General features: G+C 62.1%; 19 protein-coding genes. 7 read left to right on the top strand and 12 right to left on the bottom strand.

The window, feature by feature from the left end:
- Positions 1–45 precede the first annotated feature (45 nt).
- From QYH69_RS07430 to QYH69_RS07390, 9 genes are all read right to left on the bottom strand, one after another.
- A complete protein-coding gene (locus tag QYH69_RS07430) occupies positions 46–1,446 on the bottom strand; it encodes a sigma 54-interacting transcriptional regulator (protein ID WP_308831245.1) in 1,401 nt (466 codons plus the stop codon).
- On the bottom strand, positions 1,443–4,502 hold the full coding sequence (locus tag QYH69_RS07425; RefSeq protein WP_308831244.1) for a peptidase domain-containing ABC transporter: 3,060 nt from the start codon (positions 4,500–4,502) through the stop codon (positions 1,443–1,445). The genes QYH69_RS07430 and QYH69_RS07425 overlap by 4 nt, the downstream gene beginning before the upstream one ends.
- Positions 4,503–4,559: 57 nt before the next feature.
- Positions 4,560–5,312 carry a peptidylprolyl isomerase gene (locus tag QYH69_RS07420; protein WP_308831243.1) on the bottom strand — a complete coding sequence of 251 codons (753 nt, stop codon included), beginning with the start codon at positions 5,310–5,312 and terminating at the stop codon, positions 4,560–4,562.
- A gap of 76 nt (positions 5,313–5,388) precedes the next feature.
- A complete protein-coding gene (locus QYH69_RS07415) occupies positions 5,389–6,762 on the bottom strand; it encodes an HlyD family efflux transporter periplasmic adaptor subunit (RefSeq protein ID WP_308831242.1) in 1,374 nt (457 codons plus the stop codon).
- A complete protein-coding gene (locus tag QYH69_RS07410; protein ID WP_308831241.1) occupies positions 6,740–9,358 on the bottom strand; it encodes an FHA domain-containing protein in 2,619 nt (872 codons plus the stop codon). Before QYH69_RS07410 ends, QYH69_RS07415 begins: the two co-directional genes overlap by 23 nt.
- Before the next feature lie 151 nt (positions 9,359–9,509).
- A complete protein-coding gene (locus tag QYH69_RS07405; protein ID WP_374992363.1) occupies positions 9,510–10,934 on the bottom strand; it encodes an efflux transporter outer membrane subunit in 1,425 nt (474 codons plus the stop codon).
- A 380-nt stretch (positions 10,935–11,314) separates the two neighbouring features.
- Entirely contained in the window at positions 11,315–11,584 is a 270-nt protein-coding gene (locus QYH69_RS07400) for a hypothetical protein (protein WP_308831240.1), read from the bottom strand.
- Positions 11,585–11,860: 276 nt separating this feature from the next.
- The gene (locus tag QYH69_RS07395) at positions 11,861–12,295 is read right to left on the bottom strand and encodes a DUF4399 domain-containing protein (RefSeq protein ID WP_308831239.1); all 435 of its coding nucleotides are present in this window, start codon (positions 12,293–12,295) and stop codon (positions 11,861–11,863) included.
- 72 nt (positions 12,296–12,367) lie between these two features.
- Entirely contained in the window at positions 12,368–12,817 is a 450-nt protein-coding gene (locus QYH69_RS07390) for a DUF4399 domain-containing protein (protein ID WP_308831238.1), read from the bottom strand.
- A 182-nt stretch (positions 12,818–12,999) separates the two neighbouring features.
- On the opposite strand from QYH69_RS07390, the gene QYH69_RS07385 reads away from it, so the two are divergent.
- A complete protein-coding gene (locus QYH69_RS07385) occupies positions 13,000–14,901 on the top strand; it encodes an SUMF1/EgtB/PvdO family nonheme iron enzyme (RefSeq protein WP_308831237.1) in 1,902 nt (633 codons plus the stop codon).
- Between the two features lie 16 nt (positions 14,902–14,917).
- Here QYH69_RS07385 and QYH69_RS07380 read toward each other — a convergent pair whose 3' ends face one another.
- Complete coding sequence (locus tag QYH69_RS07380) at positions 14,918–17,182, bottom strand: protein kinase (RefSeq protein WP_308831236.1); 2,265 nt, start codon at positions 17,180–17,182, stop codon at positions 14,918–14,920.
- Positions 17,183–17,596: 414 nt separating this feature from the next.
- Here QYH69_RS07380 and QYH69_RS07375 point away from each other — a divergent pair, with 414 nt between their 5' ends.
- From QYH69_RS07375 to QYH69_RS07360, 4 genes are all read left to right on the top strand, one after another.
- Positions 17,597–17,866, top strand: a complete 270-nt coding sequence (locus QYH69_RS07375) for a hypothetical protein (protein WP_308831235.1) — start codon at positions 17,597–17,599, stop codon at positions 17,864–17,866.
- 153 nt (positions 17,867–18,019) lie between these two features.
- Positions 18,020–18,292: a hypothetical protein gene (locus tag QYH69_RS07370; RefSeq protein ID WP_308831234.1), complete on the top strand. Its 273-nt coding sequence runs from the start codon at positions 18,020–18,022 to the stop codon at positions 18,290–18,292.
- Between the two features lie 120 nt (positions 18,293–18,412).
- On the top strand, positions 18,413–18,646 hold the full coding sequence (locus tag QYH69_RS07365; RefSeq protein ID WP_308831233.1) for a hypothetical protein: 234 nt from the start codon (positions 18,413–18,415) through the stop codon (positions 18,644–18,646).
- A gap of 420 nt (positions 18,647–19,066) precedes the next feature.
- Positions 19,067–19,672: a YigZ family protein gene (locus QYH69_RS07360; protein ID WP_308831232.1), complete on the top strand. Its 606-nt coding sequence runs from the start codon at positions 19,067–19,069 to the stop codon at positions 19,670–19,672.
- A gap of 90 nt (positions 19,673–19,762) precedes the next feature.
- Here QYH69_RS07360 and QYH69_RS07355 read toward each other — a convergent pair whose 3' ends face one another.
- Positions 19,763–20,479 carry an H-NS family nucleoid-associated regulatory protein gene (locus QYH69_RS07355; RefSeq protein WP_308831231.1) on the bottom strand — a complete coding sequence of 239 codons (717 nt, stop codon included), beginning with the start codon at positions 20,477–20,479 and terminating at the stop codon, positions 19,763–19,765.
- 725 nt (positions 20,480–21,204) lie between these two features.
- Here QYH69_RS07355 and QYH69_RS07350 point away from each other — a divergent pair.
- Both QYH69_RS07350 and QYH69_RS07345 read left to right on the top strand, forming a co-directional pair.
- Complete coding sequence (locus tag QYH69_RS07350; RefSeq protein WP_374992362.1) at positions 21,205–23,214, top strand: VTT domain-containing protein; 2,010 nt, start codon at positions 21,205–21,207, stop codon at positions 23,212–23,214.
- A gap of 109 nt (positions 23,215–23,323) precedes the next feature.
- Positions 23,324–24,358, top strand: a complete 1,035-nt coding sequence (locus QYH69_RS07345) for a VTT domain-containing protein (protein ID WP_308831229.1) — start codon at positions 23,324–23,326, stop codon at positions 24,356–24,358.
- Between the two features lie 36 nt (positions 24,359–24,394).
- Here QYH69_RS07345 and QYH69_RS07340 read toward each other — a convergent pair whose 3' ends face one another.
- Positions 24,395–25,537 carry a diguanylate cyclase gene (locus QYH69_RS07340; RefSeq protein ID WP_308831228.1) on the bottom strand — a complete coding sequence of 381 codons (1,143 nt, stop codon included), beginning with the start codon at positions 25,535–25,537 and terminating at the stop codon, positions 24,395–24,397.
- Positions 25,538–25,789 lie beyond the last annotated feature (252 nt).

The following is a 25,789-nucleotide window of genomic DNA, read 5'->3' as shown; positions in this document are numbered from 1 at the left end:
CATCGCGCGTGCGCGTACTGCATGCGCGCCTCGCGCCGCGCTCGCCTAGCGCATATCCGCTTCGCTCTCATCCGCATCGTCGGCATGGTTCTTCTGCGCCGCGCCACGTTGAGGCTGAGAATGCGGATGACGAAAATCCTTCGAATGCAGCCCATGCTTTTTCAACAGCATCTGCAGATGCGAGCGGTTCATATCGACGCGCCGCGCCAGTTCCGCCACCGTACCGCCGACTTCGCGCAAGCCGCGCTGCAGGAACGCTTTCTCCGCTTCGTCACTGGCCGCGCGCTTGGCGTCGCTCAGCGACAGCAGATTCGATATGCCGGATTCGGCTCCTCCACCGTTGATCGTTGCACCGATCTCGAGCCCCGCCGATGCGGCGACGGCCGACGGCGAATTCGCGGCAGGCCGCACATCGACCGGCAAGTGTTCGATATCGGCGATGTCGCCGGCAAGGCACGACACGCGATACAGAATGTTGCGCAATTCGCGGATATTGCCTGGGTACGCATAAGTAAGCAGGAAATCGCGCAAACGCGGCGTCATTCTGACAGGCCGGCGCTTGAGCGCGCCCGCTGCTTCGTCGCCGAAATACGAGAACAGCAGCGGAATTTCGTCGCGCCGCTCGCGCAGCGGCGGCAACGTCACGTGAATCACACTGAGCCGGTAGAACAGGTCTTCGCGAAACGTGCCCTGTTCGCTGAGCTTGCGCAAGTTGCGATTCGTCGCCGCGACGATGCGCGTATCGACCGCGATCGGTTCGTCGGAACCCACGCGCTGGATCTCGTGAGCCTCGAGTACCCTCAGCAGTTTCACCTGGCCCGGCAACGGCAGCTCGCCGATCTCGTCGAGAAAGATGGTTCCCGTATGTGCGCTTTCGAATTTGCCCTTGCGATCGCTCGATGCTCCGGTAAACGCGCCCTTGCGATGACCGAACAGTTCCGACTCGAGCAGATTGTCCGGAATCGCCCCGCAGTTTACCGAAATGAACGGCTTGTCCGCACGGCTGCCGTTTGCGTGGATCACCTTCGCCATGAGTTCCTTGCCGGTTCCGCTTTCGCCGTCGATCAGCACCGGCAAATCGGTCGGCGCGGCTTTCTCGGCAATTTCCAGCGCTTCGAGCAACTTCGGATTGTCGCCGAAGGTGCCTTCGAAAATAAAACTGCGTGCCAGCAGCGCTTCGCGCCGCGCGCCGCGCGTACGGGCCTGTTCGGCCGCGGCCGCGCTTTCCGGCTCCGCCGTCGCGGCCTGCACGAAGCGCTCCTTATGCGATAGCTGCATCGCCTCGTCGCGCAGCGCGCTGGCCTGGCGCAACAGCTTTTCGATGTCCGCGCGCTCGAGCCTCGAAGACCAGCGCAGCGTCGAACGCAGAATTTCAATCTTTTCGATGAGCCCCGCATACGATATGGCGGGGCTGCTGTCTTCCGGCTGGTCGAGTATTTTCATCATGCACTCAACTGTTTCTGGACGAGCTGGTAGTACATGCCCTTCCGGTTCACGAGTTCCTCGTGCCGTCCCTGCTCGACAATTGCGCCCTCATACAGCACGAGAATCTTGTCCGCCCGCATGATCGTGCTCAACCGGTGCGCGATGATCACCGCAGTGCGGCCTTTCAGGATGTCATGCATATTGCCGAGGATATTGCTCTCCGATTGCGTATCGAGCGCCGACGTCGCTTCGTCGAATACGAGCAGACGCGGGTCGTGATAAAGCGCCCGCGCAATGCAGAGCCGCTGGATCTGTCCGCCCGATAGCCCGATGCCGCGCTCGCCGACCACCTGTTCGTAGCCGAGCGGCATCCTCGCGATAAACGCATGCGCGTCGGCCATCTTCGCGACTTCTTCGATGCGGCGCCGGTCGGGCGTATCGTCGCCGCTCGCGATGTTTTCTGCGATCGTCCCCGAAAACAGCAGGTTGGTCTGCATCACATAGCCGATCTGCGCGCGGTAATAGCCCTTGTCGATCACATTGAGGTCGTAGCCGTCGACGGTCATCTTGCCCTCGGTCGGCGTATAGAAGCCGACCAGCAGCTTCGCGAGCGTCGTCTTGCCCGAGCCGCTGCGCCCGACGATCGCCACGAGTTCGCCTGGCTTGATATCGAAGCTGATGTTTTCGAGCACATACGGCGCGTCGCTTTCGCCATAGCGGAAATAGACGCCGTTGAGGCTGATCTCGCCTTGCAGATCGGGCAGCATCACGCGCGACTGAAGATCCTGCGGCTTCTGCTCCGGCTCGATATCGAGCACGTCGCCGAGGCGCTCCACGGCCACGCCCGCGTCGTTGAGCATGCTCCACAAGCCGACGAGGCCCATCAGCGGGCTCAACACGCTGCCCATGAACGCATTGAATGCGATCAGCTGCCCGATCGTCATTTCACGCGCAAGTACGAGGTTTGCGCCAACCCAGAGAATCGCGATCGTCGTCGCCGCATTGAGCAACTGGCTGGCGAAGCCGACCATGATGTTGAACGCATGCGCGCGGTACTGCACTTCGAGCGCCTTCGCATACTTCTTTTCCCAGCGCAGCCGCACGGGCCGCTCGATACCCATGCCCTTGACCGTCTCGACGCCGGACAACGCCTCCATCAGAAACGCCTTCGAATCGGTCGACGCGGCGAACACTTCCCGCGCATAGGCCTTGATCTTCGGGGTTGCGATCACCGTCAACGCAATGATCGGAATGACGAATGCGATCAGCGTCAGCGTCATCTTGACGTTGTAGAAGAACATGATCGCGAAATAGATGAACACCATCAGCAGGTTCAATGCGGTGGTCACCGTCGATTCCGTGAGGAATGCGCGTATTGTCTGGTTCTCCTGGAAGCGCGCGAAAATGTCGCCGGTCTTGCGCTTCGCAAAGAACGAAAACGGCAGGGACAAGGTGTGCCTGAAGAATTGCGACATCATCGCGAAGTCCATGTTGCGCACCATGAAGTTCGACAGGTACGCGCGTATCGTCGACATCAGCTGCGAAAACACGTTCGAAATGATGAGCCCGATAATCAGCAGATGCAGCAGCCCGATGTTCTGATGGACGATCACGCCGTCGAGGATGTTCTGGATAATGAGCGGCGGAATCACGCCGAGCACCTGAATCACGAAGGTCGCCAGAAACAGGTATGCAAGTATCTTGCGGTACGGCGTCAGGTAACCGATAAAACGCAGCCATGGCGAACGCGATGCCGCCAGTTGAATGAGATTCGCACCGGGCGTGAAGAGCAGACACGTGCCGCTCCAGCCGCGTTCGAAATCTTCGACGGCAAGCTTTCTGAAGCCGAGCGCCGGGTCCGCGAGCCACACGGTGTCGTGCGATACGCCATACACGACCACGTAGTGGTAGCCCTCCCAGTGAATGATGAACGGCAACTCGAAGCCGCGCAGCGAATCGAAGGTGCACTGCACGCCGTGCGTCGTGAAGCCGAGTGCTTCGCCTGCGCGTGCGAGACTATCGAGCGTCGCGCCCTGCGTCGTCACGTTCGCAAGTTCGCGCAATTTGCCGAGCGTCATCGGAATGCCGTAGTGCTTGCAGACCATCGCGAGGCACGCGGCGCCGCAATCCATCTCCTCTGCCTGCTCGACGAGCGGAAAACGCCTGATCACGCGCTCGCCGAATTCCGGCTTCGTATGCAGATCGAGCGTCAGCGGACGCTTGCGCCGCTGCTCGAGCCGCTTCTGGCGCTCGAGTTCGCGGTCCGCATAGCGGATGCGCTCGTCGAGCGCCTCGCGCAGTTTCGGATTGCGCTCGAGGATGAAATGCACGGTGCGCTCGGGAATCACCAGCAGTCGCGTATCGGCGCTCGCCACTACGGAGGCCATCTGCTCCTGGCGCATCAAACATGCCTTTTCACCAAAAATCTCGCCGTCGCGCAACGTGGCGATCGTGTAATCGTGCCCGTCTTCGTTGCGTACGATCTTGACCTCGCCCTGACGCACGACATAAAGGCGCCGGTCGTCGCGTGCGTCCTGCTTCAGGATCTCCTTGCCCGCGCTGACGCGTTTGACGCCGACACTGCGCACATATTCTTCGAGTTCCGTCCTGTTCAGCTTGCCGCGCAAATCGAACAGTTGCGCGACGAAGCCGCCCGCTGAATTGATCGCCACATAGCTTGCCACGAAGGCATGCGCGGCCTGATTCGCGACGATCACCGGCTCGATCGCCGCGTGCGGGATAAACAGCAATTCTGTTTTAGCGGACGCACGTACCGACGACTCATGGATATACGCACGCAGCATCGCGATCTCGCCGAAGATCTCGCCCTGCTTGCGCACGCCCATGCTGATTTCCTTGCCGTGCTCTTCGGTGAAAATGCGCACGGAGCCCGACTTGATGACGAACAGTCCATCCGCCGGATCGCCAGCATTGCATACCGTTTCGCCGAACGTATAGAAGCGCGACTGCGCCTGCGCGGCGAGACGCTCGATCTCGTCGCGCGAAAACGGCGACAGAATTTCAACCGAAGCAAGAAAATCGGCGGTGGATGGCGACGTTTGCGGAGGAGCGTCCATATCAGTGGCGTCTCGACGGATTCATGGCATGCGAGGGAAACAGTTGTTCTGTTGCCGTCAGCGCGCCTCGATAATGTGTTCCTGCGCACGCGCCATCAGCCACTCTTCGCGCAACATACGTTTGATTTCCGATGTCACGTCGTCGTCGAGCGTTGCCGGGTACTTCGCGGTTACTGCGAAGATTTCGAAGCACGAACGGTCCGACGACGCAAACGGCCCAAGCAGATCGCCGACCGCGGCATTGAAGATCTTCGCTTCGATATCGGGCTTCAGCGACCCGCGCAGCACCTTGCCGATCACGCCGCCCGCCGGGCCCGTATCGGCGATAGAATGCTCGCGGGCCATATCGGCGAACGCGTCCGGGTCGTCGTGCAGATACGAAATCATCTCCCTCGCCTTGCCTTCGCTATCGAGCACGATATGGCTGACCTCGATCGCATCGAACTTCGGCGAATTCAGCGAGAAGTACTCTTCGATCGCCCGCTTGTCCGCGATGCGCTCGAGCATCTTTTCCTGATACAGCCCGTCCGTGATGAACGATTCGAACTGATCGAGCGACACGCCCATCGCGTCGAGGTACTGGTTCGTATCGGCGGCGCGATGCAGGCCTCGCACGCGGCGAAACTGATCCGCACGCTGCTGGATGTCCTCGTCGCTGACGGTGATGCCGTGCTTTTTCGCGGCATGCACGGTGAGCTTGTCGCGCACGAGCTGCTCGATCAGGCTTTCGAACTGGCCCGTCAGTTTGAGCAAACGGATGAACTCGGCATCGTCGACCACTTCATCATCGATTCTTACAATCGCGGTCATCTTGTTCGCTCCTGTAGTCGTGCCCTTCCTCGAGGTGCCTGCCGTGCAACGGTCAGGGAGAGGCACTTGCGTTCTGTTATCCGGCCAGTTGCCGGAACGGGTCGAGTCCGAGGTCGATCAATCTGCGTTCGCGCACGACGATTTCCGCACTCGCGGTCATGCCGTAACGCAGCGGGTAGCGGTTTTCAGCGACCTGGTAATAATCTTTGTCGAGCGTGACGCGGCCTTCGTAGACGGGCTGCCTGTCGGGTCCCGAAGGCTTCGTCGCCGGCGAAATGTAAGCGAGCGTGCCTTTGACGATGCCGTAGCGCTGGTAAGGGAATGCATTGAACTTCATCTTGACCGCCATGCCCTCATGCAGGAATGCGCGGTCCCGCTCGGCGATTTCGATCTTCAGCACAGGGCGTGCATCTTTAGGGGCAATGCCGCCAAGCGGCGCATTCGCCTGGATCTTGTCGCCCGTCTGCGTCGACGTGACATCGGTGATCACACCCGAGACCGGTGCGAGAATCAGCAGGAAATTGTCCTTGTCGATATTCTCGAAACGAATACGCGCGGCGGCATCCGATACGAGACGCGCGGTTTGCAGTTGCAGACGCAACTTGTCTTCGGTGCTCGTGATCTCGCGCACGGCCGCGTCGTATTGCAGCTTGAGGCTCGTGGTCTGCTGACCGCTCGTTTCGAGCTGGGCGTTTGCTTCGGCGAACTCGTGGCTCAACTTGAAATCGAGCTCGGTCAACTTCGATTGCGCGACACGATAAGCGTTCTCCGCTTCCAGATATGCGTTGCGCTTCTGGGCCACCTGCAGTTCCGCTACGCCGCCACCGCCCGGTTGTGCAAAAAGACGCGCGTATTTATCGAACTCGCTACGTGTCGCATCGCGAAGATTGCGCGCATTGTCGAGGTTGCTGCGCGCCTCTTCGAGCGCGGCCTTTTGCCCTTCGGCGAGCTTCGTCGTCCCTTCGGAAATGCGATTTTCGTGCAGCCGCTCCTCCACTTCCAGCTGATCCTTGAGCGCCGCGGCTTTACGCTCCATCAGTTGCTTCTTTTCGGGGAACTGCTTCCATTCGCGCTCCGCATCGTCGAGTTTGAGCTGCGCCTGCAGCGCATTGGTCGCCGCTTCGATCGCGCCGCGCGCGTTGAGCCGCGCGAGCACATCGCCTTTCGATACCGGTTGCCCTTCGGCGATGTAGAGGTCCGCGAGCTCTCCGTCGATCGGCGCATAGATGCGCCGCACGTCGGACTCCGGCGATAACGTTCCTTGTGCGGTAACGATCACATCGGCGCGGCCGATAAACGACCACAGCAAACCGGCCGCCACGAGCGCGACCATCGCCAGCACGAGCGCTTGCGCGATGCGCACCGGCTCGGCCGTCAGAATCGCAATGCCTTCGACGCTGTGGTCCTCGAGCGCCTCGTGCAGTGGTTTAGGGTGAGGATCGCGCTTCACGGTCTTCGCCTCCTCCGATCAATGCGAGCTTCGCTTTCAGCAAGCCGGGCTCGAGCACCATGCGCAGTTCCTCGAGCGAGCGGCGTTGCAGCGCGCTTTCCGCGTCGATGTCTTCGACCAGTTGATCCCACTGTGACGGATGCTCCGCCCTGAGTTGCGTATATACACGCATTCCCTGATGCGCGGCAGCCTGTGCGTCGGAGAGCAAACGCGCCTGGCTGCGGAACCGGTCGGAAACGCCCGATTCGAGGCGCTGCGTGCCGCCGATCGAGCCGTTCGCGCGGTACTGGCGCCACAGGTTCTGCGCACGTTCGAGCTGGGCATGCGCCTGCGCCAGTGCGTTGTCGCGCAGCGACGCGACGTCCGGCGCAATTGCACGCGCGAACCATATGTCTTCGGCGGGATCGAGTCCCGCGTAAAACGACAGTAGACGCTGTTGATAATCTTTGCCGCCGCGATGGCTTCGCAAATCCGCGAATTGCGCGGCAAGGGTCTTTTTATGCGCGTATTCGGCTGCAATCTCTTTGGACCATGCGCCCCCTGCAATCTGTCGCAAGATGTCGAGCGCCTGTTGCGTATCGCCGCGCTGCCAGGCGGCAATTGCCTCGTTATGCTGACGAATCACATCGGGCGACGGCAAGCGCGAAGCGGCCAGCTGGCGGTATTGCGCCTGAAACGGCGGTGTACCGAATCGCACCTGCTTCATCTGCGCGAGCAGCGGCGTCAGCCGTCTGGCCAACAGCGCATTGAGCAAGTCGATGTATTGACGCAGGTCGGCGCGCAGACCGTCGAGACCTGCCAGCCGCGGATAGCGCTGCGCGTAGTCGTCGAACACGGCGGTCAGCGCATCGGGTTTATCGCGCACGAGCTCGGCGCCGATTGTCGTATTGAGCCGATCGATGGCTGCCACATATACCGAGTCGTCGCTTTGCAGTTTGCGCAGATGGCTCAACGCAAGCGCATACGGGTCGGCGAACTGCGGCACGTATGATGCGATCCGATCGAGCGTGCGCTGATGGCTTTTAGGGTCGTCGTCCCAGTGCTGGAGCAGGCGATTGATGCGCGCCTCGTCGCCATAGATCCGGATAGGCGCGTCGCCGCCCGCCTGCGCGTCGCCTGCCGCGGCTGAGGTTTTGTGCCGCGACGCAAAACGCTCGAGATCGCCGACCCATTGCAACTCGTCGATCAACGGCACCGTGTCGGTATTGCCGGCACCCGACGCCTTCATGCCGCCGGTCAGCGCCGCCGCGCGGTCGAACTGCCCCGCGCGCAGCGCGTCGAGCCAGCCGGGCACGCGCGCTTTCATCAGCGCGACGCTGGCCAGTGTCTTGACCGCATCGTCCGCAGGATGGTGCGCGAGATAAGCATTGGCAACGACGAGTGCCCGTTCGTCGTCGCCGCTCGCAAGCAGTTGCTTGAGCTCGCGCTGCGACGCGCCTCTCATGTAAAGCACGGTCGCCATCGCCGCGATCAGCACCATCACCGTAAGCGATCCGATTCCGATGCGCCGCAAGGTCGTGCGGTCGCCGCCTGCGAACGTACGTGCGTATTCCGCGGCGAGTGCGCTAAACAGGTTGCGCGGACGGCGCGAACGGGACTCGTCAGCGGCACGATCGGTCGCTGCGGGACGCGCAGCCTCGTTGACTTCGTCCTCGCGTTGCACGGCGCGATCGACATAGAAGATGTCAAGAAAGGAATGCGCCGCGCCGACAAACGTCGTCTTGTCCATGTCGACTGCCGGCTCCATTGCAGGTGCAAGCGGCGGCGCGGCCCGTGCGGCGGACGGTTCAACCTGCGGCACAGCGCCTTCGTCCGCCGCATCGTGCGGAGCATTGCGCGCCATCAGATGCGTAATGGTCGGCTCGATACCGGGCGCTTTATGCACCTTCACGCGATAGACGAAATGGTCGCTGCCGAAGCCAAGCACATCGCCGTCCCGCAGCGCGCACGCCGATGCGTCGAGCCGCTTTCCTCCGACGAACGTGCCGTTCGTGCTGCCGAGATCCTCGACATACGGTTCGCTGCCGCGCAAAAACAGATGTGCATGGCGCCGCGAAATATAGTTGACCTGATGCGGAAACCGGTCTTTATAGCGCGCAAACAACGGATCGCTTTTGCTGACGAGAAACGGGAACGCCTGCACGTCGATCGGCTCGAGACGCAGATCGTCCCGCGTCGGGACCAGCGTAACGCTCACCTGCTGCGCCGCCAGCGCCGCGGCCGCATCGAACGCGCGCGGCTCGATGCCGACGCGATAGGCAAGCCCGCCGCCGAAACACAACTCGTCGCCGGCGCGCACACGGCTTGGCGACTCGCGCACGCCGATGCCGTTGACCGACGTGCCGTTCTTGCTGTCGAGATCGGCGACATACACGGCGCCATGTTCGGAGAAGATGCGTGCATGGCGCCTCGACAGGCGGGCCACGCACTCGTGCGGATAGTCGGCGAACGGTGCTTCGCTGCGGCCGATGGCGAAAAGGCTCTCGCTAATCCGGATCACGCCGAGCGCCGGGTCCGAAACCGGCACGAGCACGACATCGAACTCCTGGTTCAGGGTCGCCCGCATCTCAGCAATCGGAGCTTCGCCGGGGTTCATTTTTCTGGATCACTAAGCGTATACCCGCTGCTGCTTCTGTCGAATCGAAGCGTCAGAGGAATGCATTCGGAAAGCGCGCAGGAGAGCGCGCGAGCGGCCCAAAGCGGGGGGCGGCGGGCACACAGCGATTTTAAGTCACGCATGACGGTAGTCAATTCTTAACGTCGTTCACCTGCATCTGGATATCGACCGGCGGCCAACCTCCGCCAAGCGCCTTATAAAGCAACACCGTGTCCGACAGAATCTGCTGATGGTTCAGCAACAGTTCGAGCTGCGCTTCGAGGTAGGACCGGTCCGTCTCGAACACGTCGAGTTGCGAAATCACGCCCTCTTTCAATTGCGCACTGACCTGGTCCGCGACGATGCGCAGCCGCTCGACCTGCTGCAGCAACTCGACGCGCTGAGCCTTGTGCGCATTCAGATTGACGAGCGCGCTCTCGACTTCCTCGAATGCACCCATCACGGTGCGCCGGTACTCCTGCTCGGCCACCGTGGCCTGCGCTTCGGTCGTCTTCACATGTGCACGCACGCCAGGGTCGAGAATCGGAATGTTGATGCTCGGCATGACGCCGAACGTGAACGATTTCAGCAAATCCGACAAAGCGAGGCTTGCGGTGCCGCCATGCGCGGTGAGACTCACGGTCGGCAGTTGCGCGAGTCTGGCCTCGCCGACGAGGTCATACGACTCGAGCACGCGCAATTCGGACGCGACGATGTCGGGGCGTCTTGCCAGCAGTTGCGACGGCAAGCCGGCCGGCACCGGCGGCAACTGCACGCGCTGCTGCAAGTGTCCGGCCGGTACCTTGTATTCGCCGGCCGGCACGCCGATCAACGTGCACAGCGCGTTGTTCGCGAGATCGCGCGAACGGCGCAAATCGAGCAGATCCTTCGTCAGACGGTTGATCTCGGCCTGTTCGCGCAGCACCTGCGTCTTCGGTATCAGTCCGCTCGCGCTCATACCCTCGAAGATCGTCAGGATCTGCCGGTTGGCGTCGATCATCTTCTGTTGTTGCTCGATCTGATCGTCGAACTGCAGGATCTGGAAATACGTGGTCGACACGTTCGACACCAGTTCCAGATATCCCGCGCGCCAATCGGCTTCGCTCGCGCGAAACTCGGCCTTTTGCGCCTGCACGCCTTTTTCGACCTTGCCCCAGATATCGATGTCCCAGTTCACCTGCGTCCCAAGGTTGTACTGCTTTGAAAACGGCACGCCGGTCGTTTTTTCGAAATTCGCGCCGGCGCCGAGATCCATCGTCGGCAATGCCCCGGACTGGGCTTCGGCAATCTGGGCGCCCGCTACATTGATGCGAGCGGCGAGAATCCTGATGTCGAAGTTGCCGTCGATGGACTTCGCGATCAGCGTGTTCAGGTACGGATCCTGAAAGGTCTTCCACCAGTCCGGCTCGATCGCGTCGGACGCGGAAATGGACGTGCCGGTGCGGTCGGTCCACGATGCTTTGGCCGGCGTATCCGGGCGCTTGTAGTCGGGCACGTGTGCATCGATGCAGCCGCCGAGCAACGCACAGGCGAGCAGCGCCTCGATGGCGACCGCGACGACAGGGGTGAAACGCACGACGGTGCGGCGACTGCGGATCCGCCGCGCGATGTGGTTGCGGACTGCTAGATCCGGCAAGCGGCGAACCAATGAACGAGGCGACACGAACACGGTATTCTCCGAACGAACCCGGCGATGCCACAGCAAGGCGCGCGATTCAAGTAAAGCACGTACCGCGCGGCATCTCTATCGATATCCGCGTGAATCGAGGTGTACTGGAAAGCGTGCGCCGAACGCAGTGCGTCGAGCGGCCCGTATGGAAAGGACGATTCTGCTTATCTGGTTTTTGATGCGCGACCGCTTACGGCGAACGATCGAGCGCGCTTCGCACTGTCAATGCGCACTGCGATGCGGCCCGCGGAAAGCCCGGTCCAGCCTCCGCGGAGCCGTCAGGCCACTTAATAGACGTTGACGTTGTTCGTCGCGGTCATCGTCGGCGTGATCGTCGTGTTGAAGTTCTTCGCGAACGCGTTGCCGTTGCCGCTCACGTTGTTGACCGATTGCGACTGGTCGATGAGTTGCTGCGCGCTTACGTGCTTGCTGTCGTCGAACTTGAACGACAGGCTCGGGAGGTACGGGTAAGCCATATAGCCGCCACGCACGGCCTTCATCGCCTTGCTGTCGAGTTGCTCGGTAACGTGCAGGTCTTTGATCATCAGCGATTTCATCACGGTTCTCCTAAGAAGGTGGACGCAGAGGTTTGCGTTTTCAGGTTCGAGCATTTCCTGTCTGCTCGCGGCTTACTAACGCATAGGCTGTGCCAGTAACGAGCACGCTTTTGCTTCAAGGCTGCAGAGCCTTGTAAACACGGGCGTTTCACTCGATGCACCGCCCGAATGGCAGGTTGCGTCGCGCCCGTTGCTGTTTCGAATAGATGGGTGTGGGCCAACATCGCGCGGCTCGGTGTTGCCTCGCGGGCCACACCTGGCACACATGCGCTGCCTTCACCTGGCGATCACCGTGATTTTCTTCGAATAGATCGGCGGATCGGTCGGCACGTGCCTGTCGTCGCCCATCAGCAATTGCAGCGTGTGCTTACCGGGCGGCAACTCGATCGTCGTCTCGGTTTCGCCGGCGCCGAAATGCAGATGCTGGCGATCGGATGGGATCTCCTGGTCCATCGGCGGCAGATCGCAATCGATCAGCAGATGGTGATGCCCCGTGTTCGGATATTTGACGCCCTTGGGAGCAACGCCCATATAGCGCAGCCCGAACCACACGCGAAACGGCTTGTTCGCCGGCACGACCTGACCGTCGTTCGGGTAGCCGATATACACGATCGCATCGCGCGGCGCCGGCGTCGTGCCGGCCGACGCATTGGCTACGAACCCGCACATCAACGCGGCAAACGCCGCCGCAGCAGCAAGGATTCTGTACATGACTGGCGCTCTCCGTCGAGCATCGTTCGCGCGGGCTCCTGAGCCTTGGGACGCTAAAGCCCCAGGAGACCCTTACTTGACGATGATCGTAATTTTCTTCGAGTACACGGGCGGCACATGGGGCACGTGGTTCTGATCGCCAAGCAGCAGTTGCAGCGTGTGCTTGCCCGGCGGCAATTCGATGCGCGCATCGGTCTCGCCCGCGCCGAAATGCAGATGCTGGCGATCGGATGGAATCTCCTGGTCGAGCGGCGGCAGATCGGTATCGATCAGCAGATGATGGTGCCCGGTGTTGGGAACATTGACGCCTTTTGGACACACGCCCATGTTGCGCAGCCCCATGCGAACCCAGAGTTTGCCGCCCTGTATCACCGCGCCGTCGTACGGCCAGATGATGTATTCCTGCGCGCCGGGCGGCGACGGCGTCTGCTGCGCGGAGTGCGCACTCGACGGACCTAGCGCGATGCATGCCGCCAACGCAATCGACAGCGCGGCCAGCACACCCGTTTTTGTTCTTCGCATGGCGCATTCTCCCGATGGAAGGTCACGGCTTTGCGATTCTGATTCAGCTTAGGACGGAACGTGCCAAAAAGATACGCATCACTCGTTAACGTTCTGACGTTCGGACTGCGTGCTATCTTTTTGATGAAGGCCGGCGAGTTGTCCCATACCCATAAACGGTTCATAGCGCACAGGATTTGAATATGTGGCGAACACTCCTGCTGGTGTGCATGATCGGGCTCGGCAGCGCGCACGCCGCCAGCGACGATGCCGTATTTGCCGAACGCAAAGTCGCGCTGGTGATCGGCAACAGCCACTATCCGGCTAAGCCGCTCGCCAACGCCCGGCGCGATGCCGGGGCCGTGAGTGCGGCTTTGCAGTCGCTAGGCTTCGAGGTGGTTAGCGTGGCCGATGCAACGCCGCAGAAAATGAATGAGGCAATTGCCGAATTCGCCAGGCGGCTGCAAGCAGGTGGTGTCGGTCTCTTCTACTTCGCCGGACACGGCATTCAAACCGCGCATGGCACTTTGCTGCTTCCCGCGGGCATCGACGCGCGCAAGCCCGCTGCTCTGGTACGCGACGGCATCGATGTCGCGACGGTATTGCGCGTCATGTCCGTCGCGCGGCCGCGGCAGCGCAATGTGGTCGTGCTCGACGCCTGTCTCGTGCAGCCGTTTGCGCGCCCTTCTACCGTCGATGCCGCCCTGCCGATACTGCCCGCGCGGACATTCGTTGCGTATGCAGCGGCGCCCGGAGCAATGGCGCTGGACGGTGCGCAACACGGCTTGCTGACCGACGCATGGCTGCATCGGATGGAAGACGCGCCGCCAATCGCGCAAAGCGACAGCATCGATACGATGGTCGCGATGCTTCGGCATGCGGTGGACGAGGTCGCGTTGCTTACACACGGACAACAAAACCCATGGACGTCGTCATCGATGCATGAAGCGTCGGGCCCGGCCAGCGACGGCGTGCGGAATCTCGATGCGTTGCGACGTCTCGCGCTCGCCACAACTGCATACGAGGCAACCGTGCCGATGCCCGGCCGCGGCATCCTGCCAAAGGACAGCAACGAACAATACGAACTGACGTTCTGGGACTCGATCAAGGACAGCAATTACGCGAGCGACTACGAAGCCTACCTGAAGGCTTATCCAAACGGACGCTTCGCGACACTTGCGCGTGCGCGCATCGAGCGTCTCAAAGGCGCGGCCGGTGCGCAAAAACCGCAAGCGGCGCCGACCTCGCCAGCCCCTCAAGCGGCCGCGCCGGCAACTCCGGCTGCCCCCGCACCGCAACCACAACGTCCCGCCGCTGCATCGCCTGCGCCAGCGCCCGCACCTGCTCCCTCGCCCACCCAATCGGGTGCAAAAACAACCGCCGCCGCAAGCGGCGAGAGCAAGGACTGCGCAACCTGTCCGGTGATGATCTCGCTGCCCGCCGGTTCGTTCACGATGGGCAGCAACGCCGACGATCCATCCGAAAAGCCGCCGCATCGCGTGACCATCGCGGCACCGTTCGCAATCGGCAAATACGAAGTGACGGTCGAGCAATGGAATGCATGCGCGGATGCGAGTGCATGCCCGCGCCTCGCCGCCGAGAACAATTCGGTGAAGAACGCGCCGGCACGCGATCTAAGCTGGGACGACGCCCAGCTCTACATCAAATGGCTCGCCAAAACGACGGGCAAACCATACCGCCTGCCGACCGAAGCCGAATGGGAATACGCGGACCGCGCGGGCACGACGTCGAAATACTGGTGGGGCGACCAGATGCGCAAGGGCCACGCGAACTGCAAGGACTGCGGCGATCCATGGCATAAGGAGGGCCCCGAAAGCGTCGGGACGTTCGCGGCGAATCCCTATGGATTGCACGATATGAACGGCAGCGTATGGGAATGGGTCGGCGACTGCTGGCACAACTCGTACCAGAACGCGCCGAACGACGGCCGCGCATGGGACGCGCCGGGCTGCAACATGCGTGTGATCCGCGGCGGCTCATGGCGCGAAGGCAGCGATTACATGCTCACGTCGACGCGCTTCAAATACAGTCAGAGCGTGCGTCAATCGCAAGACGGCTTTCGCGTCGCGAAAGACCTGAAATAAGCGCGCTGGCCGCTACTCAGCGCCCGCGCGCCTTGCTCGTGATCGGTGCGATGTCCGCGACGATCTTTTCCTGCCCGTATTTTTCAGCCATCTGTTTGAGCCTTGTGTCGAGCAGCCTCAGATAATCGGCACGCGCTTCGCTTTCCGGCCGCAAGCTGTCGAAAAGAGGGGCGGGCGTGATCAGAAGCACGACGAGTTCCGTGCCGAACGGCTTCGACACGATCCAGTCGCCGCCCGCGCCGATCGTCGCCTTGTAATGCGGCGGTGCCTGATTGTCCTTGGCGCGCGGGCCCGGCACCATATGCACGACAGTCCCGTCAAGCACGTAGTAATCGACGTTCACGTATGAGTCGTAGCCCGGCGTCGACACATCGACCACCAGCGGGTCGCCTTCGGTAAGCTGCCCACCGGGTGCACGCATGTGCAACATCGCGACATGGCCTGCATTCCAGTTGCGAGCCCAGTAAGGCGCGTATGCGTCGAGCACTTCGCATTTGTCTGCGCCAAGCGGCCGGACGTCGAGGTTCAGCGCGTCGACGCCCGGCACGGTGCCGACCGTCGTCTTCAGCGTGTCGATGCCTTCGGGTTGCGCGACGAAGCCGCGCAGTTGCACCGCGCGACCGCTGATCGATGCGGCGAGCGCGGAGCACGGCAGCCTGGCGAGCAATGGCGAAACCGCCGCGAGTGTCGGCGGTGGCGCGGGCGTGATGTTCGCCGTTCGCGCCGGTGTTTCACCTTCATGTAGGGTTTGCGTTTGCGTTTGCCTTTGCGTTTGCGCTTGTGCCGCCGCTTGCGACGCGCCGATCGGGCCCGTCTGAACCGGCGCCTCCGAGGTACCCGCTGCCGTCGTTTCCGAAGCCGACGACAGTTGCTGCCCGGAATCCTGTTCGGTCGGCGGCGCGCGATAGCGATAAACACCGGCGCCCGCCGCAACCAGCGCAAGAAGCGTCGCTATACCGGCCTTCAACGGCCAGCCGGACAATGCGCCGGACGCACCGTTCGCCTTTTCCAACGCGCCTGGCAGCGCCCTCGACTTGACGTTCCCCGAGCGCGCCTCGTCGCTGCAAAACTCTTCGACAAAGCGCGCGACCGTTGGCATGCGCGTCGCCCGATCGAACGAGAGCGCCGCGCGCAAGGCACGCCATTGCCGCGTGCTCAGTTGCTCGGGACGCTGCGGCTGTCGATGCGCGGCGCGCGCCTGGGTCGCGGACATGCGATCGAACGGATGGCGGCCCGTCAGCAATTCATACGTGATGCAGCCAAGCGCATAGATATCGTCGCGCGGATCGGGCTCCAGATGTTCGAGCATTTCCGGACTGGCATACGCGGGCGTCAACGCGCCGAGGCTACCGGGGTCGAATACGGTAGCGTCGTTTTCTTCCTCGCTTCGCTGAAACACGCGCGCGATGCCGAAGTCGATGACTTTCACTTCGCCGTGTTCGGTCAGAAACACGTTTGCGGGCTTGAAATCGCAATGCACGAAGCCGCGCTCGTGCGCATAGGCAAGCGCGGCCGACATACCGCGCACGATCGGCAAAGCCGCACCAACGGGCATGCCGTGGAAATCGGGCGTACGCAGTATCTGGCTGAGCGGTTTGCCCGACAGGTACTCCATCGTCAGATAGACGATTGCGCCATCGCGATCGAAGTCGTAGACGGTGACGATGTTCCGGTGCGCGAGCACCTGAGCTTTGCGCGCTTCACGCTGCAGTGCGATCAGCGACTTCGGGTTGCCGCGAAACTGCAGATTGAGCACCTTGATCGCGACGTACGGCTTGCGATCGGATGCTTCGAGCTTCCGCAGATCGAGCGCTCTGTAAACGGTGCCCATGCCGCCGATGCCGAGACACTCTTCAAGCACGAAACGGTTGTTGAGCGTGTCGCCCGTGCCTTTGACTTCACCGGATGGAGCGCCGTGCGCAAGCGTCGCGCCAATCGTTCCCGACGGCGACGAAGACGGCGGCGGCACCGGCTGCACGGGCGGCACGTCCGCCGCCGCGCCGCGGCGCGTATCGCCATGGCCCGGTGCGGTTTGCACACGCGTTTCCTCGCCGCCGGCCGCCGCGAGATTCGATACGGGCAACTGCACGATTCTGCGATGGACCTCCGCATAGAGATCCGCCGGTAACGGCATCCGTGCATGCGCTTCGCGAAGGACGTCGAAAAGCCGCGCCGGGCCCAAGCCGTCGATCGTCAACGTGCTGTCGAGCTCAGCGACGAACGCATCGTGCGAAAGCGCGCCGCTCTGGTAATCCCGGATCAGATGAGCAAGGTTGGCCATGGGTGCGTAGCAATGCAGCGCTCGTTGGAATGGAACGGATCCTTTCGTAATCAATTACATGCGCTCGTTCGATAGTAGCCCGCACGATTCTCTTTCGCAAAGGGAAATGGCCGCGTATGCGGCTAACCCCATGTGTTGCGAACCCGCCAACAGCTTCGGGCATTCAGTTGGCCTCAACCCGTCATCGGCACGCTTCGGCCGCTTTCGCCGGCGCGCCGCGCATCGTGTCCTGACATGCGCCGGTTCTGTGCACATCGACGCAAGCCCTTATCCATCAACGGACGCTCCGCTTTTGCAGCGCATTTGCAGCGCTCGTTGCGTCGTCTGGCACAGCCTGTGCGTTAGTGACGCCCGAGCAGACAAGATGCTCAAACGAACCGCAAGACCCATCTATTCCTTGTTAGGAGAACTTTCATGAAATCGCTGACCATCAAAGACCTCGCCATGGCCGAACAACTCGACAGCAAGGCAATGCAAGCTGTGCGCGGCGGCTATATCGCCTTTCCGCACTATCCGGACCTGTCGCTCAAGTTCGATAACAGCAAGACGGTCAATGCGCAGCAACTTGTAAACCAGTCGCAGGACGTGAGCAACATCAGCAACAACGGCAACGCGTTCGCGAAGAAATTCGACACGACGATCACGCCCACGATGACGGGCATGAACAACGTCAACGTCTACTGATTACGGATCATGCACGGGGGACCGGGAGCGCGCGGGCCGCGGCGCTCCCGGTAGCCGCAGTCCGGCCTGTTTGCCGCTGTCGCTGTTTTTGCCTGCTTGTTTGCCTGCTTGTTTGTCCCGTTTCCTGCTTTCCGATCTCCGTGGAGAAATATCATGTCGTCCATCATCATTCGCGATCTGTCCGGTATCCGGACGCTCGAGCACGGCGAGATGTCCGCCGTCTCCGGCGGCGCGCCCGGCAACTCGTGGCTCGCCGGCCTTGGCCCGGTGGCCAACGTCAACATCGGCGTCAACCAGAACATCACGCAGATGCAGTTCGTCAACGTCGAAGCACTGAACAACGTCGGTGTGATCGGCGCTGGCTTCGTGCCGCCGAATCTGAACGTCAGCCCCAAGCTTTGGGCCAGCACGAATGCCGCCGTGTGATCACACGCTGCAGCGGAGGAACGGGGACCTCCGCACCGTGCGCTAGCGCGCGCTCCCGAATACCGGAAGCGCGCGCCTTTTCCTATACTGTTTGCTTGTGATCAAACCTCGGGAACAGCCATGGCCAAACTCGTTATCAAAGACCTTTCCGCGAGTGTCGAACTCGACCGCCAGGCGATGACCGCGATCGTCGGCGGTGCCCGCGTCGGCACGCGCGTCTTCGGCGCTGCCGGCGACACCCAGGCCGCCGCTTCGCGCACGATTGCGCGCGTCGTCGATTTTCCGCCTGGCTTTTCGTCCACACGGCAAACCGTCGACGAGCGAATTCCGGCGCAAAGTCTGTTGCGAAAGTGACCGGCAGCACCACCTGCAACGCCGTACGTCAGGCATGTATTCTTGACATATTTGTCGAAGACATCGCACGTGCGCACGGCCACGCGCCCAACGCTGCTTGCGTCGCCGGCGCCGCAGACCGTGCAACAAAAAGCCCCTCTTTGCGCTCACGAATAAGAGGGGCGGCCATTACCCCACCGCACTATCGATTGCCGGATGACGGATCGCCGGATTGAGGAGTCCGGCATCGCTCCAGCCAGAAGCGAGATCCGTCATGGTGGCGATTATCCGATGCGAAGCACTGCGCGTCATTGCACAGGTTGACAAGACACCCTTACTGGAATGGCGCACAATGCAGCGTTCCGATACGAGCAACCGCGCGAGCAACCGCGCGAGCAACCGCACGAACAACCGCACGAACAACCGCATTGCCGACCCACCTTGCCAACCTTTACCCTGCCCAACGCGTTGAGCGCGGAACTCGAAATCCGCAAAAGCCGCTTTATCGGATACGCGATTCCGGTCGCGGACCGTGACGCCGGAATGGACGAGCTACGCCGCCTGCGTGAAGCGCATCCGGCGGCAACTCACGTGTGCTGGGCCTTACTAGCGGGTGGTCAGTCGGGCATGTCCGACGACGGCGAGCCATCGGGCACAGCGGGCCGGCCGATTCTCGAAGTGCTGCGCCACCACGATCTCGACGGCGTGCTGGCGGCAGTCGTTCGCTACTACGGCGGCGTCAAGCTTGGTGCGGGCGGGCTCGTGCGCGCCTATACCGATGCGATTGCAAGCGTCCTGCAGGACGCACCGCGTGTCGAACGGATTGCACTTGCAGCGCTTAAGGTAGAAATCGGCTACGCGGATGAAGCGCGTGTGCGGCGCTGGATCGAGCAGCAGAACTACACGCTTGAAAACAGCACGTATGAAATGGACGTATGTCTTGCGATTCGCATGCCCGTCACGGCGCTCGATGGTGCGCGCGACGCATTGCGCGACCTCACGCAGGGCCGTGCAATCTTTCCTTCCGACGCCGGTCAGGAACGCTAATGCGCGCTTCCGGTCGCTAAAGCGAAACGGGCGGCAACGCGACGGCGAAGTTCGCCGCGCGTACCGCCCGACCGATCAAACGATGCCTGTTCAGCTTAGTGCAAGTGCGCCATTCGCCGCCGCAGGCGCAGCGACCGGCGCGGTATGGGCCGTGACCTTTCGCGCCGTGCCGCGCCCGGTTTTACGCACAGGCGCCTTTCTCGCCGTCTCGCCGGTTGTCTTTTTCGCCGTCTTGCCGGCGGCCGTGCGGCCCGATGCAAGCTTTTTAGCCGCGCCTTTGCGACCGGCGGTCTTCTTTGCTGCAACGCTTCCGACAGCTGTTTTCCTGGCCGCGGTCTTCTTAGCGGCAACCGACTTTCTGCCTATGCTCTTCTTAGCCGCGGCCTTTTTCGCCGTTGCCTTTTTAGCCGCAGCCTTCTTTGCCGGCTTTGCAACAGGTTTGACGCTCGCGCCGGCAGCCGCGCTGCCGCCATCGATCAAGAACCTGGTCCGATCTTTCACGTTCTTGATCCATGCCGGCGGCCGGGCATGCCCGCTCCACGTCGCACCCGTTTTCGGGTCACGGTACTTGGGCGGCAGCTTGCCTTTCGTCGCGCCCGCGCTCTTCGTCTTGCCGTTTGCAAGACCGAGACGCGCGCGTTCCCTTCTTGCCTTGCTACGTGCTTCGATATCTCGCGTGGTCAGCCCATGCTTGATCATCAGCTCGCGAATCTGGTCAAGCGCGCCTTGCGCCCGCTTTGCGATGATCGCATCGGCCTGCGCTTGCAGTTTCTTCAAGCGCGTCTGGATCTGCTCCAATGTGGCCATACTCCTCTCCTGGTTGAACGACATAAACGGACTATGCCATGGATATAGGTTGAAGTGCTATCTTTTGAACGTAAAGTAAGGTAATAACAACAAATTGAGCCTTAGCAAACGTCGCAAAAAAGCAAATTAAGGCCAATCGAATAATACGCAAGCAAGACTTCCCGTCTATTTTCTTGCTCACAGCCAACATGCGCCGCCACGCCGTTAGCGGTCTTTAACAGAACTGCAGACTAGCGGCCGTGCGCAAGACACGACAGCAGACCCGACAAAAAACGCAACAGCGACCTTGCCGTGAACCGGGTTTCGGATATTCAACCGATAAGAACCGGAAATTCTGGGCATTGAATCGGAGTCTGTATGGACGATCGTCCAATAAGGTCTATTGATAGGCCATGCGTTCCATGGCATCGGCAGATGCGTTCTTTTGCAATGACCGGGTATTACCCTTCAGCACCGACCGCTTTGTGGGCTCTAACAAATCCCGCGCGCCATGCTTACGTTTTGAATAACCCGCGGGTTACCGCAACGCACGTACTTCACGCTTGCGCTGCATGCCGACCACGTGTTTGGCGAGCGCCGCTGCGCGAACCCATCCATTACCCTTAGACTGTCGACTTCATGCAGGGCGCACGAGGCCGGGAAGCACCGTTTTGTCGCAATCAGTCATCTCCGCATTGACCGCCCCATTCACACACGCGTTGACCTCGATACATCGGGAGATTCATATGGAGCATGCGTACGTCCAGTTATTGCACCTGCTAGCGGGGCACACTGGATGGACGTTGGCCGTCGTCTTCCTCGCCGCATTTCTCGAAGCCGTCGCCTTCATCGGCACTTTCGTGCCGGGCAGTACCGCGCTGTTCGTGGCGGGTGCGCTGGTCGGTACCGGCACGCTCAATCTCGGCTGGCTGCTCGCGATCGCCGTGGTCGGCGCCATCGCCGGCGACGGCATCAGCTACTGGTTCGGCCATCGCTACCGCGACAAGATCGCTCGAGTCTGGCCGTTTCGCACCCATCCGCGGCTGCTCGAGCGAGGCCATCAGTACTTCGAAAAGCACGGCGCCAAAGCCGTTCTGTTCGCCCGTTTCGTCGGGCCGTTGCGCGCGGTCGTGCCGGTCGTTGCGGGCATGCTGCAGATGCCTCCCGGCCGCTTCTATGCGATGAACGTGCTGTCCGCGGTGCTATGGGCACCCGCGCACATCCTGCCCGGCGTCGTCTTCGGCGCGTCGATACAACTGGCCGGCGACGTGTCGTTCCGGCTCGTGGCCGCGCTTGCCATCGTCGTCGGCGCCGTGTGGCTCATCTTCATCGCCGCGCGCTTCATTCTTTCGCATGCGCGCGCCTGGTCGGTCACCTCGCAGCGCAGGGTCGTGTTATGGGCGCGCCTGCATCGCAGGCGCGCCGCCGGCCGCTTCGTGCTTCGCATTGTCGATCCATCGCAGCAACACAGCGTCGCGCTGGTCGTCGCGATCTCGTTCATCGTCCTGCTCGGCGCGGGCGTTTTCTTTGGCGTGCTGCAGGATGTCGTGCGCGGCAACCCGCTCGTGCAGATGGACGCATCGGTCTATCGCTTCATGCGCGCGATCGACTCGCCATGGTTCGCTGACGTGCTCACGCGGTTCACCGCGCTCGGCACGGTGCCGACCCTGACGGCGCTGATCGCAACCGGCGTGCTGTGGATGGTTGCCGAGCGCCGCTGGCGTACCGTCGTCTACTGGATTATCGCGGTCGCGTTTTCGCAGATTCTCATCATCGGCATCCAGCTGATCGTGCATCGCGCGCCGCCATGGAGCGGCAGCGACTACGCGTACGCGTTCCCGAGCAATCACGTCGCGGCGAGCGTGATCGTCTATGGCTTCCTTGGTTTTATCCTCACCCGCAGGGTCGGCATATTCAGCGCGATCGTCGTGACGACGGTCGGGACCGTGATCCTCGTTGCAATTGCATTTGCAGGACTGTACTCGGGGCGCTACGCGTTCTCGGACGCGATCGGCGGTGCGGCGTTCGCGGCGGTCTGGGTGGCGATCGTCGCACTCACCGCGGTCTGGCGCAATCCTCACGCCGCGCCGATGCGCCCCTGGATGCCCCTTGTCGTGCTCGCCGTCATTTGCATGAGCGTAGTGCTGCAATACCGCTTCCGCCCCGACTCGCTCGCGCTGCCGCCGATGGTGCCGCGCCCGCCGATTGTCGTGAGCGAAGCGCAATGGACCGATTCCCTGTGGAAGACTTTCCCGTGTTACCGGTCCGATCTGAAAGGTGAGCGCCGCGAACCGATCACGGTGCAATGGACCGCCGATGCCAGTCAGATCGAAGCGCAACTGGCCAGCCGCGGCTGGGTGCCCGGCACGCGCGTCTCCGCACACAGCCTCTTTTCGCTGATCTCGCCGAATGTGCCCGCGATGGATCTGCCCGTGCTGCCCAAGCTCAACGACGGGGAACCGTCTTCACTGATCTTCGCGCGCCAGCGCGAGCGCCGCGACGAGCGCGACGTGCTGCGCTTCTGGCGCACTGGTTACGCAGTGCAACGCAAGCCGGGCGCCGCGGCAACGCCGATCTGGCTCGGCTCGCTCGTGCACGAGCGGTTACTGCGTCCGTCGTGGCCATTCAATGTATTGCGCACCGACCGGCAAATCGATCCGATGATTTCCGAGCGCGGCCAATCGGACTGGCAGGCGTTCGAAATGTCGCGCGGCATCGGCTGCAAGGGCATGCCGGTCACGCTAATTGCTCGTTGAGGGTGGCCGAACCCCATGCTGCGCGTGGCGTTCATCCATGCAACAATGCCTGGGACCGGAGCGGCCGCCGCCCGCTCATAGCTCGACTTCCGCTTGAACCCGCGGCGCCATGCAAGGAGACATTCCCGTGATCGAGTTTCCGGCTGCGGCAGTCGCGACATGGGGCAGCGCGCTGGTATTCCTCAATGTGCTGATCGCGCGCCTCGGCGTACCGATTCCCGCGGTGCCGCTGCTGCTGTTCGCCGGCGTCGCAATCGTCGACCATCGGCTATCGTTCTGGCATGTGCTCGCGGCCGCGGTGCTCGGCGCGATGATCGGCGACGGCGTCTGGTTCACGGCGGGGCGCATACTCGGTCGCCGGCTCATCCACGGTCTCGCGCGTTTATCGGTTACCGTCGAAAAGCGTGTCAGAAAAGCACGCGCTCTGTTCGTCCGCTTCGGACCCGCCATCGTCGCGGTATCGAAGTTCGTGCCGGGCCTCGCGATCATCACGCCGCCGCTGATGGGCACCACCCGCGTGCGCCCGCTGATCTTTTTCGCATGGGACGCGATCGGCGTCACCGCGTGGGCTACCTTCTGGCTGCTCGGCGGCGCGCTTTTCGAACGGCATTTGCGGATGCTGATCGTCGAAGTGCGCAGGCACGGCTGGACCGCGATCGACGTGCTCGTCGTGCTTGCGCTGCTCTATCTGCTGTATCGGCTCATTCTGCGCTGGCGCCTCCAGCCGCCGCTCGCGCTCGCGCAGGTCTCGCCGGAACACGTCGAAGCGATGCTGCGCCCGTCCCTGCCGCCGGTCATTCTCGATGCGCGTCCCGAACCGGTACGGCAGCATGAACCCTATCGGCTGCCGCGCGTGAGGGCAGTCGAAGCCAATTCGCTCGGGGAAGTGGACGAAGTCGAACGCAATACGGTTGTGTATTGCGTGTGCCCCGACCACGAAACGGCGCGTACGTTATCGCGGCAGATGCGCGACAGGGGCTTCAAGCGCGTGCGTGCGGTAAAGGGCGGACTGGATGCGTGGGAGCGGCGCGGCTATGCGGTCGAGCCGGTACCGCTCGAGCGCGGGCGGCGTCGCGAGGCGCCGGATGACGTGTCGTTCGAGGACGGACCGAGGTGTCAGATTACGCTGCGCGGCATTGCCTAGCCTCGCAACGTCAGCGCCCGAAAGCAGGCGCCGGCATCACGGCTTGGCGCCGGCGCTGGTATGGACGAAGCCCGCAGCCGAAGCCGACGCCCCCGCACCGGCAACGACGATGCGGTCGCGCCCTTGCGCTTTCGCCTGATAGAGACTGCGGTCCGCTTCGAGCAGCCACGTGTGATAGTCGGGCATGTCGGGCGTCAACTGCGCAATGCCGGCGCTGATCGTGCACGGACATGACGCATCGGGCTCGCGCGCCTGCTCGCGCACGCGCAGCAGCAAGTCCCTTGCGATCGACTGGGTCTCGCGCAAGGTCGCTCCGGGCAGCACCACGCCGAATTCCTCGCCGCCGTAGCGTCCGATGCTGTCGCCCGCGCGGAAATGGCTGCGCAGCACGGCCGCGAACGCGACGAGCACCGCGTCGCCGGCCGGGTGGCCCAGCGTGTCGTTGATGTTCTTGAAGTGATCGAGATCGATCAGCAACAGGCACGATGCATAGCCGTTCGCGCGGCAGCGCTCGAACTCGAGCGCGAGTTGACCTTCCCAATGCCGGCGGTTCCAGAGCCGGGTAAGGCCGTCGGTACGGCTCAGATGCTCGAATTCGCGCGTGCGCGCGGCGAGCTTTTGCGACATCCGGTACATCGCCCAGCCGAGCGAGAGCGGGTAGACGATCAGCAACGGCAAACTGGCGACGATGGTCGCCATGGTCGACATCGGCGTAAACGTGAGACCGAGCACGGCCGCGCCGATCACGACGCCGGCCGCGTGCGCGACGAGGCCGCGCGCAAAGAAACGCAGACCGCCGGCGGCGATATTGTCCATGCTGAGCATGACGAGAATCACGACGCTCGGCAGCACATTGAATTGCATTGCAACAATCCAGAAGCCGCCGAAAACCGAATCGATCATCAGATTGAGCCGCTCGCCGCGATACGGGACAACCCACGCGAGCGCCGCGCGGCGCGCGACATGCGGCCAGATAATGCCGTGAAATACAGCAAGGCTCCATATTGCAAAGCCGCGCTGCTGACCGAGAAGAACCGAACCGACGCAAATAAATCCGAGGCCGAGTCCGATAATGCGTAATCGATAGGTGCGTTCGACGAACCGGGTGCCCTTGCCGGCCATGCCGTCCGCCGCCTGATCCGCCGCCTTGCCCGTCGCTCGAACCGTTTCTGACGCCATCTGGCACCTGCGCAAAGAACAGCCGAATTCAATGACAATCGATAAATGCACGGACTGCGTGCAACGCCATAAAGCCGCAAACATAACGCGTTTAATACGGTAAAAAATTCTACCAGTTTATTGATCGCGCGCCGCATGATGCGCAGGTTTTTCCACCGCGGTTTTATTCGCGCCGCTGTCCGTAAATCGCCTTAAGCCGATCCCCGATATTTGACTTAACCGGCGCTTTAAAGCGTTCGACCATCGGCTTTT

It is taken from the genome of Paraburkholderia sp. SARCC-3016, from assembly GCF_031119615.1.
GTDB lineage: Bacteria > Pseudomonadota > Gammaproteobacteria > Burkholderiales > Burkholderiaceae > Paraburkholderia.
Note: the sequence above shows the minus strand (reverse complement) of the source record. Positions and strands in the feature narration are given on the sequence as shown.